Origin of the sequence: Streptomyces sp. NRRL S-455, assembly GCF_000717875.1 — a bacterium.
Taxonomy (GTDB): Bacteria; Actinomycetota; Actinomycetes; order Streptomycetales; family Streptomycetaceae; genus Streptomyces.
The window spans coordinates 590,272-603,573 of record NZ_JOCT01000004.1; the positions used below are offsets into that span (position 1 = coordinate 590,272).

At 66.4% G+C, this 13,302-nt stretch carries 9 protein-coding genes; all 9 read right to left on the bottom strand.

All coding sequences use genetic code 11. The features are described from left to right. Positions 1–70 precede the first annotated feature (70 nt). The 9 genes from IE97_RS0108375 to secE all read right to left on the bottom strand — a co-directional run bounded on the left by IE97_RS0108375 (position 71) and on the right by secE (position 13,212). A complete protein-coding gene (locus IE97_RS0108375) occupies positions 71–3,970 on the bottom strand; it encodes a DNA-directed RNA polymerase subunit beta' (protein WP_030233932.1) in 3,900 nt (1,299 codons plus the stop codon). Positions 3,971–4,064: 94 nt separating this feature from the next. Beyond that, positions 4,065–7,550, bottom strand: a complete 3,486-nt coding sequence (rpoB, locus tag IE97_RS0108380) for a DNA-directed RNA polymerase subunit beta (RefSeq protein ID WP_030233935.1) — start codon at positions 7,548–7,550, stop codon at positions 4,065–4,067. A gap of 572 nt (positions 7,551–8,122) precedes the next feature. Beyond that, positions 8,123–8,512, bottom strand: coding sequence for a 50S ribosomal protein L7/L12 (gene rplL, locus IE97_RS0108385; protein WP_030233938.1), 390 nt, complete (start codon positions 8,510–8,512; stop codon positions 8,123–8,125). Between the two features lie 114 nt (positions 8,513–8,626). Beyond that, positions 8,627–9,157, bottom strand: a complete 531-nt coding sequence (rplJ, locus tag IE97_RS0108390; protein WP_030233940.1) for a 50S ribosomal protein L10 — start codon at positions 9,155–9,157, stop codon at positions 8,627–8,629. A 292-nt stretch (positions 9,158–9,449) separates the two neighbouring features. Next, on the bottom strand, positions 9,450–10,280 hold the full coding sequence (locus IE97_RS0108395; protein ID WP_030233944.1) for a hypothetical protein: 831 nt from the start codon (positions 10,278–10,280) through the stop codon (positions 9,450–9,452). Positions 10,281–10,615: 335 nt separating this feature from the next. Continuing rightward, on the bottom strand, positions 10,616–11,341 hold the full coding sequence (gene rplA, locus IE97_RS0108400) for a 50S ribosomal protein L1 (RefSeq protein WP_030233947.1): 726 nt from the start codon (positions 11,339–11,341) through the stop codon (positions 10,616–10,618). Positions 11,342–11,418: 77 nt separating this feature from the next. Continuing rightward, entirely contained in the window at positions 11,419–11,853 is a 435-nt protein-coding gene (gene rplK, locus IE97_RS0108405; RefSeq protein WP_003992325.1) for a 50S ribosomal protein L11, read from the bottom strand. Positions 11,854–12,022: 169 nt separating this feature from the next. After that, positions 12,023–12,847: a transcription termination/antitermination protein NusG gene (gene nusG / locus IE97_RS0108410; RefSeq protein ID WP_030233950.1), complete on the bottom strand. Its 825-nt coding sequence runs from the start codon at positions 12,845–12,847 to the stop codon at positions 12,023–12,025. A gap of 80 nt (positions 12,848–12,927) precedes the next feature. Next, a complete protein-coding gene (gene secE / locus IE97_RS0108415) occupies positions 12,928–13,212 on the bottom strand; it encodes a preprotein translocase subunit SecE (protein WP_030233953.1) in 285 nt (94 codons plus the stop codon). Positions 13,213–13,302 lie beyond the last annotated feature (90 nt).

Consider the following 13,302-nt stretch of genomic DNA (forward strand, 5'->3'; position numbering starts at 1 on the left):
GCGTACGCCGTAGGCACGCCGAAGGGCGGCCACCCCGCAGGGTGACCGCCCTTCAACTCAAGCGACTCGCTTACTGGTTGTACGGACCGTAGTCGTAGTCCTCCAGCGGCACGGCCTGGCCGGAGCCCGTGCCGAACGGCGAGTAGTCGATGTCGTCGTAGCCGACGGCCGAGTACATCGCGGCCTTGGCCTCCTCGGTCGGCTCGACCCGGATGTTGCGGTAGCGGGACAGACCCGTACCGGCCGGGATGAGCTTACCGATGATGACGTTCTCCTTGAGGCCGATCAGGGAGTCGGACTTGGCGTTGATCGCCGCGTCCGTGAGGACCCTGGTCGTCTCCTGGAAGGACGCCGCCGACAGCCAGGACTCGGTCGCCAGCGAGGCCTTGGTGATACCCATGAGCTGCGGACGACCGGAGGCCGGGTGACCGCCCTCCTGGACCACACGACGGTTCTCGTGCTCGAACTTCGAGCGCTCGACCAGCTCGCCGGGCAGCAGCTCGGCGTCGCCGGACTCGATGATCGTCACGCGGCGCAGCATCTGCCGGATGATGATCTCGATGTGCTTGTCGTGGATCGACACACCCTGCGAGTTGTAGACCTTCTGGACCTCGCCGACCAGGTGGACCTGGACGGCACGCTGACCCAGGATGCGCAGCACGTCGTGCGGGTTGGTGGCACCCACGGTGAGCTTCTGGCCCACCTGGACGTGCTCGCCCTCGCTGACCAGGAGCCGGGCACGCTTCGAGATCGGGTAGGCCGTCTCGTCGCTGCCGTCGTCCGGGGTGACGACGATCTTCTTGGTCTTCTCGGTCTCCTCGATCCGGACGCGGCCCTGGGCCTCGGAGATCGGGGCGACACCCTTCGGGGTACGGGCCTCGAAGAGCTCGACGACACGCGGCAGACCCTGGGTGATGTCGTCACCGGCCACACCACCGGTGTGGAAGGTACGCATCGTCAGCTGGGTACCGGGCTCACCGATGGACTGGGCGGCGATGATGCCGACCGCCTCACCGATGTCGACCAGCTTGCCGGTGGCGAGCGAACGGCCGTAGCACATCGCGCAGGTGCCGACGGCGGACTCGCAGGTCAGGACCGAGCGGGTCTTGACCTCCTCGACGCCGCGGGAGACGAGCTCCTCGATGAGGACGTCGCCCAGGTCGGTGCCGGCCGGGGCCAGCACCTGCCCGTCGACCACGATGTCCTCGGCGAGGCAGCGCGCGTACACGGACGTCTCGACGTCCTCCGTCTTGACCAGCCCGCCGTCCGGGTTCCGGTCGGCGATCTTCAGACGCAGACCGCGCTCGGTGCCGCAGTCCTCCTCGCGGATGATGACGTCCTGGGAGACGTCGACCAGACGACGCGTGAGGTAACCCGAGTCGGCGGTACGCAGAGCGGTGTCCGCCAGACCCTTACGGGCACCGTGCGTGGAGATGAAGTACTCCAGCACGGACAGGCCCTCACGGAAGGACGCCTTGATCGGACGCGGGATCGTCTCGTTCTTCGCGTTCGACACCAGACCACGCATACCGGCGATCTGACGCATCTGCATCATGTTGCCTCGCGCACCCGAGTTCACCATCATGAAGATCGGGTTGGTCTTCGGGAAGTTGTCGTTCATCGCCTCGGCGACCTCGTTGGTCGCCTTGGTCCAGATCGCGATGAGCTCCTGCGTGCGCTCGTCCTTGGTGATCAGACCGCGCTCGTACTGCTTCTGGACCTTCTCGTCCTGCGCCTCGTAGCCCTTGACGATCTCCTTCTTCGCCTCGGGAACGACGACGTCGGAGATGGCGACGGTGACGCCGGAACGGGTGGCCCAGTAGAAGCCGGCCGCCTTCAGGTTGTCGAGCGTCGCCGCCACGATGACCTTCGGGTAGCGCTCGGCGAGGTCGTTGACGATCTCGGAGAGCTGCTTCTTGCCGACCTCGTAGTCGACGAACGGGTAGTCCTCGGGCAGCAGCTCGTTGAAGAGCGCGCGGCCCAGGGTGGTGTTCAGCCGGAAGCTGTCACCCTGCTGCCACTCGGGCTCACCCTCCTCGCGCGCCGGCGGGGTCCAGCCGCGCGGCGGGATGGTGCCGACCGGGAAGCGGACGTCGATCTTCGACTGGAGCGACAGCTCGCCCGCGTCGAAGGCCATGATCGCCTCCGCGACCGAGGCGAAGGAACGGCCCTCGCCCTTGAGGTCGCGCATCTCGCCGTCGGTGGTGAGGAAGAACAGACCGAGGACCATGTCCTGGGTCGGCATCGTCACCGGGCGGCCGTCGGCCGGCTTGAGGATGTTGTTCGAGGACAGCATCAGGATGCGGGCCTCGGCCTGCGCCTCCGCGGACAGCGGCAGGTGCACGGCCATCTGGTCACCGTCGAAGTCCGCGTTGAACGCGGTGCAGACGAGCGGGTGGATCTGGATGGCCTTGCCCTCGACCAGCTGCGGCTCGAAGGCCTGGATGCCGAGGCGGTGCAGCGTGGGCGCACGGTTCAGCAGAACCGGGTGCTCCGCGATGACCTCTTCCAGCACGTCGTACACGACCGTGCGGCCGCGCTCGACCATGCGCTTGGCGCTCTTGATGTTCTGCGCGTGGTTCAGGTCGACCAGACGCTTCATCACGAACGGCTTGAAGAGCTCCAGCGCCATCGCCTTCGGCAGACCGCACTGGTGCAGCTTCAGCTGCGGACCGACGACGATCACGGAACGCGCGGAGTAGTCCACACGCTTACCGAGCAGGTTCTGACGGAAGCGGCCCTGCTTACCCTTCAGCATGTCGCTGAGGGACTTCAGCGGGCGGTTACCGGGACCGGTGACCGGACGGCCACGGCGGCCGTTGTCGAACAGCGCGTCGACGGCCTCCTGGAGCATGCGCTTCTCGTTGTTCACGATGATCTCGGGCGCACCGAGGTCGAGAAGGCGCTTCAGTCGGTTGTTCCGGTTGATCACACGGCGGTACAGGTCGTTCAGGTCGGAGGTCGCGAAGCGGCCACCGTCCAGCTGCACCATCGGACGCAGGTCCGGCGGGATGACCGGCACGCAGTCGAGCACCATGCCCTTGGGGCTGTTGCTGGTCTGCAGGAACGCGGAGACGACCTTCAGGCGCTTGAGCGCACGGGTCTTCTTCTGGCCCTTGCCGGTACGGATGATCTCGCGGAGCTTCTCGGCCTCCTCGTCGAGGTCGAAGGACTCCAGGCGCTTCTGCAGCGCCGCGGCACCCATCGAACCGTCGAAGTACGTGCCGAAGCGGTCACGCAGCTCGCGGTAGAGCAGCTCGTCGCCCTCGAGGTCCTGGACCTTGAGGTTCTTGAACCGGTTCCACACCTCGTCGAGACGGTCGATCTCGCGCTGCGCACGGTCACGCAGCTGCTTCATCTCACGCTCGGCACCCTCGCGCACCTTGCGGCGCACGTCGGCCTTGGCACCCTCGGCCTCCAGCTCGGCCAGGTCGGTCTCGAGCTTCTTGGCGCGGGCCTCCAGGTCGGCGTCGCGGCGCTGCTCGATCTGCTGGCGCTCGACGGAGACGTGGGCCTCCAGCGAGGGCAGGTCGCGCGTACGGCGCTCCTCGTCGACGTACGTGATCATGTACGCCGCGAAGTAGATGACCTTCTCGAGGTCCTTGGGAGCCAGGTCGAGCAGGTAGCCCAGACGGCTCGGGACACCCTTGAAGTACCAGATGTGCGTGACGGGCGCGGCCAGCTCGATGTGGCCCATCCGCTCACGGCGCACCTTGGCGCGGGTGACCTCGACGCCACACCGCTCACAGATGATGCCCTTGAAGCGGACGCGCTTGTACTTGCCGCAGTAGCACTCCCAGTCCCGGGTCGGACCGAAGATCTTCTCGCAGAAGAGTCCGTCCTTTTCGGGCTTGAGCGTGCGGTAGTTGATCGTCTCGGGCTTCTTGACCTCGCCGTGGCTCCACTGACGGATGTCGTCAGCGGTGGCCAGACCGATCCGGAGCTCGTCGAAGAAGTTGACGTCGAGCACTATGCGTCAATCCCTCTCAGGGTTGTAAGTCATGGGGTCTGATACGGGGGTCCTGGGGCCGGCGGCCTTCGTCATGAAGGCCGCCGGACTCCCGTCAGACCTCTTCGACGCTGCTCGGCTCACGCCGGGACAGGTCGATGCCAAGCTCCTCCGCAGCGCGGAAGACGTCCTCATCGGTGTCGCGCATCTCGATGGACATGCCGTCCGAGGACAGCACCTCCACGTTGAGGCACAGGGACTGCATCTCCTTGATGAGCACCTTGAAGGACTCGGGGATGCCGGGCTCGGGGATGTTCTCGCCCTTGACGATGGCCTCGTAGACCTTCACGCGGCCGGTGACGTCGTCGGACTTGATGGTCAGCAGTTCCTGGAGGGCGTACGCGGCGCCGTAAGCCTCCAGCGCCCACACCTCCATCTCGCCGAACCGCTGGCCACCGAACTGGGCCTTACCACCCAGCGGCTGCTGGGTGATCATCGAGTACGGACCGGTCGAGCGCGCGTGCAGCTTGTCGTCGACCAGGTGGTGCAGCTTGAGGATGTACATGTACCCGACCGAGATCGGGTCCGGGAACGGCTCGCCGGAGCGGCCGTCGAACAGCCGGGCCTTGCCGGACGGGAGCACCATGCGCTCGCCGTCGCGGTTCGGGATGGTGTGGTTGAGCAGACCGGCCAGCTCGTCCTCGCGGGCACCGTCGAAGACCGGCGTCGCGACGTTGGTCCGCGGCGGGACCTGGTCGGCGTCGATGGCCTGCAGACGCTGGGCCCACTCGTCGGCGAGACCGGAGACGTCCCAGCCCTGGCTGGCGAGCCAGCCGAGGTGGATCTCCAGAACCTGTCCCGGGTTCATTCGGGACGGCACACCGAGCGGGTTGAGGATGATGTCGACCGGGGTGCCGTCCTCCAGGAACGGCATGTCCTCGATCGGCAGGATCTTCGAGATGACGCCCTTGTTGCCGTGACGGCCGGCGAGCTTGTCACCGTCGGTGATCTTGCGCTTCTGCGCGACGTAGACGCGCACCAGCTGGTTCACACCGGGGGGAAGCTCGTCGCCCTCCTCGCGGTCGAAGACGCGGACGCCGATGACCTTGCCGGTCTCGCCGTGCGGCACCTTCAGCGAGGTGTCACGGACCTCACGGGCCTTCTCACCGAAGATCGCGCGCAGCAGGCGCTCCTCGGGCGTCAGCTCGGTCTCACCCTTGGGCGTGACCTTGCCGACGAGGATGTCACCGGCGATGACCTCGGCGCCGATGCGGATGATGCCGCGCTCGTCGAGGTCGGCGAGGACCTCCTCGGAGACGTTCGGGATGTCCCGGGTGATCTCCTCGGGGCCGAGCTTGGTGTCACGGGCGTCGACCTCGTGCTCCTCGATGTGGATCGAGGAGAGGACGTCGTCCTGCACGAGGCGCTGCGACAGGATGATCGCGTCCTCGTAGTTGTGACCCTCCCACGGCATGAACGCCACGAGCAGGTTCTTGCCGAGCGCCATCTCGCCGTTCTGGGTGGCCGGACCGTCGGCGAGGACCTGGCCCTCGATGATCCGGTCGCCCTCGCTGACGATGACCTTCTGGTTGACCGAGGTGCCCTGGTTGGAGCGGGCGAACTTGGCCAGGCGGTACGTGATGTACGTGCCGTCGTCGTTGGCGGTGGTGATGTAGTCCGCGGAGACCTCCTGGACCACACCGGGCTTCTCGGCCTTGACCACGTCGCCGGCGTCGACCGCGGAGCGGTACTCCATGCCGGTGCCGACGAGCGGGGACTCGGACTTAATCAGCGGCACGGCCTGACGCATCATGTTCGCGCCCATGAGGGCACGGTTGGCGTCGTCGTGCTCGAGGAAGGGGATCATGGCGGTCGCGACCGACACCATCTGGCGCGGCGAGACGTCCATGTAGTCCACGTCCTCGCCGCCGACGTAGTCGACCTCGCCGCCCTTACGGCGGACCAGCACGCGGGCCTCGGCGAAGCGGAGGTCGTTCGTCAGCGGCGCGTTGGCCTGCGCGATGACGAAGCGGTCCTCCTCGTCGGCCGTGAGGTAGTCGACCTGGTCGGTGACCTGGCCCTCGAACACCTTGCGGTACGGGGTCTCGACGAAACCGAACGCGTTCACACGGCCGTAGGTGGCGAGCGAGCCGATCAGACCGATGTTCGGGCCTTCAGGGGTCTCGATCGGGCACATGCGGCCGTAGTGCGACGGGTGCACGTCACGGACCTCGAAGCCGGCCCGCTCACGGGACAGACCACCCGGGCCGAGCGCGGACAGACGCCGCTTGTGCGTCAGACCCGACAGCGGGTTGTTCTGGTCCATGAACTGGGACAGCTGGCTGGTGCCGAAGAACTCCTTGATGGAGGCGACGACCGGCCGGATGTTGATCAGGGTCTGCGGCGTGATCGCCTCGACGTCCTGGGTCGTCATCCGCTCGCGGACGACACGCTCCATACGCGCCAGACCCGTGCGGACCTGGTTCTGGATGAGCTCGCCGACGCTGCGCAGGCGGCGGTTGCCGAAGTGGTCGATGTCGTCGGTCTCGACGACGACGGAGGTGCCGTTGTCACCGACCGTCTCGGTCTCGCCGGCGTGCAGCTTCACCAGGTACTTGATCGTCGCGATGATGTCCTCGACGGTCAGGATCCCGGCGTCCAGCGGGGTGTCCGTACCCAGCTTCTTGTTGACCTTGTAGCGGCCGACCTTGGCCAGGTCGTAGCGCTTGGGGTTGAAGTAGAGGTTCTCGAGCAGCGTCTGCGCGGCCTCACGCGTGGGGGGCTCGCCCGGGCGCAGCTTGCGGTAGATGTCGAGCAGCGCGTCGTCCTGGCCCTGGGTGTGGTCCTTCTCCAGGGTGGCGCGCATGGACTCGTACTCGCCGAACTCCTCGAGGATCTGCTCGGTGGTCCAGCCGAGCGCCTTGAGCAGGACGGTGACGGACTGCTTGCGCTTGCGGTCGATGCGGACACCGACCATGTCGCGCTTGTCGATCTCCATCTCCAGCCAGGCACCCCGGGACGGGATGATCTTGGCGGAGAAGATGTCCTTGTCGGACGTCTTGTCGATCGAGGAGTCGAAGTAGACACCGGGCGAACGGACCAGCTGCGACACCACGACACGCTCGGTGCCGTTGATGACGAAGGTGCCCTTGTTCGTCATGAGCGGGAAGTCGCCCATGAAGACGGTCTGGGACTTGATCTCGCCGGTCTCGTTGTTGGTGAACTCGGCGGTGACGAAGAGCGGGGCCGCGTACGTGAAGTCGCGCTCCTTGCACTCGTCGATCGAGTTCTTCGGCGGCTCGAAGCGGTGGTCGCGGAAGGTCAGCGACATCGACCCGCTGAAGTCCTCGATCGGGGAGATCTCCTCGAAGATCTCCTCGAGCCCGGACTTGGTGGGGACGTCCTGACCGTTGTCCAGAGCCTCCTCGACCCGACTCTGCCAGGCGGTGTTACCGAGCAGCCAGTCGAAGCTCTCGGTCTGCAGCGCGAGCAGGTTCGGAACCTCGAGAGGCTCCTTGATCTTTGCAAAAGAGATGCGCAGCGGGGCAGTGCTGGCGGCGTTGTTCGTATTCGCGGTCGAGGCGTTGCGCGAGGCGGCCAAGAGGGGGTCCTTCCGAGGGCTCGGACTCACTACGCGCGTACCGGCCCCTCTCCCGTACACGGAGACAAGCTGTGTCCATCCGGCGATAAGGCCAGGTCGGGCGGATCTTGTCGTCGATGCTCGGGCGAGGGCAGACCCCTGGTGACGGGCAGGGGACAGCTAACAGGCAGCGCAAAGGGTCAGTGTAGCCACTCGGCACACTGATGTCCAGTGCGGGTTTCGATACCCGTGTTGACCTCGTTGTTCCACTCCTGCGACAAGGCCCTGCCCTCAACGCACGTTGATACTGCCCTCTTCGTCGCCGATCCATGCCTCGGATTCGGATCCTTGTGACGACGCGTCCTGAGAATTGCGCGCTGCGTGCGGTTCGTCAAGGCCCCCCTGCCCGAACCGGGGGCCGCCCAGAGACACGACGAAGATCACCATACCCCCCGCCTCCGAGGGTGCAAGCAACCGTGGCCGGACCCCGGGAACGCCGAAGAGCGACCACCCGGATGGATGATCGCTCCCCAGCGCTTACGCGTTACACGCCCAGGTGGACGTGGGGTGGATCCTGGCGGATCCGGGAGGTCTTACTTGACCTCGACGGAGGCACCGGCGCCCTCGAGGGACTCCTTCGCCTTGTCGGCGGCCTCCTTGTTGACCTTCTCCAGAACCGGCTTCGGCGCACCGTCGACCAGGTCCTTGGCCTCCTTCAGGCCGAGGGAGGTCAGCTCGCGCACGACCTTGATGACCTGGATCTTCTTGTCGCCGGCACCGGTGAGGATGACGTCGAACTCGTCCTTCTCCTCAGCGGCCTCGGCAGCGGCGCCACCAGCGGCACCACCGGCGACGACGACCGGCGCGGCAGCGGCGGCGGTGACGTCGAACTTCTCCTCGAAGGCCTTCACGAACTCGGAGAGCTCGATGAGGGTCATCTCCTCGAACTGCGCGAGCAGGTCGTCCTGGCTGAGCTTCGCCATGATGGCGGTCCTTCCACTAAATCGGCAGGTGCCGGATGTACATGTGAGGCGGGCGTACTACTGGCCCGCGACGGCCTCCGCGTTCAGGCAGCGGGGGCCGGGATGCGAGCCGAGTTACTCGGCACCGCCCTGCTCGTCCTGCTTGGCACGGAGCGCGTCCACGGTGCGGACGAGCTTCGACGGCAGCGCCTGGAAGACGGAGGCAGCCTGGGACTGCTTCGCCTTGAAGGCACCGGCCAGCTTGGAGAGCAGAACCTCGCGGGACTCGAGGTCCGCAAGCTTCTTGATTTCGTCTGCGGACAACGCCTTGCCGTCAAGGACGCCGCCCTTGATGACCAGGTTGGGGTTGTCCTTGGCGAAGTCACGGAGACCCTTTGCCGCCTCGACCGGGTCACCGGTCACGAAGGCGACGGCCGACGAACCCGTGAAGAGATCGTCGATCGTGTTGATCCCGGCCTCGTTGGCCGCAATCTTGGTCAGCGTGTTCTTCGCCACACGGTACTGAGCGTTCTCACCGAGTGAACGACGCAGCTGCTGAAGCTGCGCCACGGTGAGACCGGTGTACGCGGTGATGACGGCGCCGTTGGAGTTACGGAACTTGTCCCGCATCTCCACGACGGCATCGACCTTGTCAGGCCTCGCCATGAGCCTCGGCCTCCTTCCGGGTGATTCGGACCGCGCGGACCCGAAGGAGGACTGGGGAAAACGAAACGCCCCGGCGCAAGCGCACGGGGCGTAGCTCGACCGGTTTCACACCCGCACGGGGCGCGGAATCCGGGAGCTTCTCCTGTGTCACCTGCGCGGGCCGTCCGCCGTTCAGCGGATCCTTCGGCCACCGCGCCCTCGTACGAGCGCGCGGTAACGACCAGCGGTCTTTGGCTTCTGTAGGAGGGTACGGGAACGGATCGCTGTCAAGCAAATCCGCCCGTACGACGGATCAGCTCTCGTCCAGTCCCTTGAACATGTCGGCCAGGTCCGCGACGTCCTTGGCCGGGGGCGCCTCGATGGTCACCGGCTTGTTGTAGTCGACGAAGGTGATGGTCATGTCGAGCGGCCCCTTGTCGGTGTCGCCCTTCATGCGGAACCGCTTGGTGTGGTCCTCGCCGTCGACCCACATGTCCATCGTGAGCTTGTCCGCGCCGAGCTTCTCGTACTGCTCGATGCTCTTCTCGCGCTGTTCGCGGGTGGCCGCCTTCTCGTCCTTGAGGGACGCGCGGAGGTCCTTGAGCGTGACCGTGCCCGTGTAGTGGGTCGTCTCGACGCCGTCGACCTTCTCGGAGCCGACCTTCTTCACGTCCTTCGCGCCGGTCAGGAAGGTGGACTCCGCCGCCGGGTTCTTCTCGGCCTGGCTCGTGGAGCCCATCCGGCCCAGGTCCTTTCCGGCCTCGGAGCCGGAGAGGTCGAACTTCATCCAGGACTTGCCGTCCATCTCCTTGGCCATATCGGCTCCCCCACCGATGTACATGGCCTTGTCGACGAGGCGGATCTCCGATTCGCCGGCGGTTGCCGCCTGGCCGGACGCCTTGACCTTCATGCTCATGGCGATCGTGGGCTTCAGGCGCATCGACGCCTCGGCCTCGACCTTGCCCGACTCCGGCACGGTGCCGTTCATGCGGTAGCGGATGGACGTGATGTCCTCCGTGTTCTTCGCCGCCTTGGCGACGGCGGCGGCCGGTGTCATCTCCGGCGACTGCTCGGACCCGCAGGAGACCGCGCCGGCGGCGAGCAGCAGAGCGCCCAGACCGGCGACAGGTATGGATGTCCTCATGGATTCCCCCCAAGGAATACAAGATTGCGTCACAGCAAGGCCGTGAGCCTATCCCAGAGGGGCACAAGTGATCTATCCGGATTCACGGGCGCCTTGCCGGGGCGGTCGGAGGTCTCCGGGGAGGAGCAGGCGGAGCAGGCGGCCAGTCCAGGCAACGCCGTCGCCACCGCGTGTGCCAGACCCGCACGGCGCACGGTCGTGCCCCGCATGCGTCCCCGTTCGCCTGCGGTGCCTGCAGGCTGACCCAGGCCACCGGCGCACGTACCGGAACAGGGAACGGGCCCCGCACCTGTGAGAGGTGCGGGGCCCGTGACCGGTTGGGTGAGCCGTCAGGCTCAGACCGCGGCCGGGTCCTCCTCGACGAGGAGGTTGCGGGTGCGGTTCGGGTCGACCGGGATGCCGGGGCCCATCGTGGTGGTGATGGCGGCCTTCTTGATGTAACGACCCTTGGCGGCGGACGGCTTCAGACGGAGGATCTCCTCCAGCGCGGCGCCGTAGTTCTCCACCAGCTTGCTGTCGTCGAACGACGTCTTGCCGATGATGAAGTGCAGGTTCGAGTGCTTGTCGACGCGGAACTCGATCTTGCCGCCCTTGATCTCGGTGACGGCCTTGGCGGTGTCGGGGGTGACGGTGCCGGTCTTCGGGTTCGGCATCAGACCACGCGGACCGAGCACGCGGCCGAGGCGGCCGACCTTGCCCATGAGGTCCGGGGTGGCGACGACGGCGTCGAAGTCCAGACGGCCCTTCGACACCTCGTCGATCAGCTCGTCGGCGCCGACGATGTCGGCGCCCGCGGCACGCGCGGCCTCGGCACGGTCACCGGTCGCGAAGACCAGGACCCGGGCGGTCTTACCGGTGCCGTGCGGGAGGTTCACGGTGCCACGGACCATCTGGTCGGCCTTGCGCGGGTCGACACCCAGGCGGAAGGCGACCTCGACGGTGCCGTCGAACTTGGTCGTGGAGGTCTCCTTGGCGAGACGGACGGCCTCGAGCGGGGCGTAGAGCTTCTCCCGGTCGACCTTGGCGTCCGCAGCGCGAAGGGACTTGCTGCGCTTGCTCACTACTGCTCCTGTGGGTTCTTAGGAGTCGTGGTCCGGGCCGAGCAGGCCCTGCCACTTCTGCTGATGGAGGTTGGGGCTCAGCCCTCGACCGTGACGCCCATGGAACGGGCGGTGCCGGCGATGATCTTCTCGGCGGCGTCCAGGTCGTTGGCGTTGAGGTCGGGCATCTTCGTGGTGGCGATCTCGCGGACCTGGTCACGCGTGATCTTCGCGACCTTGGTCTTGTGCGGCTCGCCGGAGCCCTTCTCGATGCCCGCGGCCTTCAGGATCATCTTGGCGGCCGGCGGGGTCTTGGTGATGAAGGTGAAGGAACGGTCCTCGTAGACCGTGATCTCCACCGGGATGACCCAGCCACGCTGCGACTCGGTCGCGGCGTTGTAGGCCTTGCAGAACTCCATGATGTTGACGCCGTGCTGACCCAGCGCGGGGCCGACCGGCGGGGCCGGGTTGGCGGCACCGGCCTGGATCTGGAGCTTGATGAGCCCCGTGACCTTCTTCTTCTTGGGAGGCATGGCTCTCCGGGTCCTTTCGGTTCGGGTCCTGCCCGCATACGGGGACCACCCGGATGCAGGCATACCGCACAACGATAACGGGTATAGATGCGCGGCCAAAAACCGCGCAGGTCAGGCGGACGCTCGAGCGATCGCCTGACCTGCGCGGAAGCGGTGGGTCCGGAAGAAACTAGTTCTTCTGGATCTGGTCGAAGGAGAGCTCGACCGGGGTCTCGCGGCCGAAGATCTCGACGAGGCCCTTGACCTTCTTCGAGTCCGGGTTGATCTCGTTGATGGTCGCCTGCAGCGTGGCGAACGGGCCGTCGGTGACGGTGACCGAGTCGCCGACCTCGAAGTCCAGCACCTGGACCTCGACCTTGCGCTGCGGAGCCGGCTTGCCCTCGGACTCCGCGGCCTCGCGGGCGGCCTTCTCCTCGGCCTCGGGGGCGAGCATCTTGACGATCTCGTCGAGCGTCAGCGGGTACGGGTCGTACGCGTTCCCCACGAAGCCGGTGACACCGGGGGTGTTGCGGACGACGCCCCAGGACTCGTTCGTCAGGTCCATGCGGACCAGGACGTAGCCCGGGAGCTTGTTCTGCTTGACGTTCTTCCGCTCGCCGTTCTTGATCTGGACGATCTCTTCCTCGGGCACTTCGGCCTGGTAGATGAAGTCCTCGACGTTCAGCGAGACGGCACGCTGCTCCAGGTTGGCCTTCACGCGCTTCTCGTAGCCCGCGTAGGTGTGGATGACGTACCACTCGCCCGGCAGACCGCGCAGTTCCTCGCGGAGCTTCTCGATCGGGTCGCGGTCGTCCTCGACCTCTTCCGCAGGCTCCTCAGCGGCCTCTTCGTCGGCCTCGGTCTCCGCCTCGGCGGCGTCGTCAGCGGCGGCGTCGGCAGCCTCGGCCTCGGCGGAGGCGTCGGTGTCCTCGCTGTCCGCGCCCTCGACGATGTCGAGCTCGTCCTCGACGGACTCGACAGGCTCGATGGCGTCGTTCACGTTCGGGTCAGACACGGTGGCTGCTTCTTCCTGGATACATAGGGGTGGAACATGCGAAAGGAGCGCCGGGTACCTCGGCGCTCTTCGCTGACGGCTCAGCCGAACACGTACTTGGCGGCGTTGCTGAGTCCATAGTCAATCACGGTGACCAGGCCGATCATGATGACGACGAAGATGATCACCACGGTCGTGTACGTCGTCAGCTGGTTGCGGGAAGGCCAGACGACCTTGCGCAGCTCCGCGACGATCTGGCGGTAGAAGAGGGCAAGGCGCTTCAGCGGGCCCTTCTTGCCGCGCTTGCCGCCCTTGCGGGTCTTCTTGGACTCCGGCGCCTCGTCCTGGGCATCAGGCATGTCGATGGAGCCCACGGCGTCCGTCACTCGTCCTCACCTGATTCCGGGTCGTGGCCGTGCCGCGCCCGGTCTGAGCCGCACGGCGGTGCATTGCTGTACGTACATGCGCACACATCC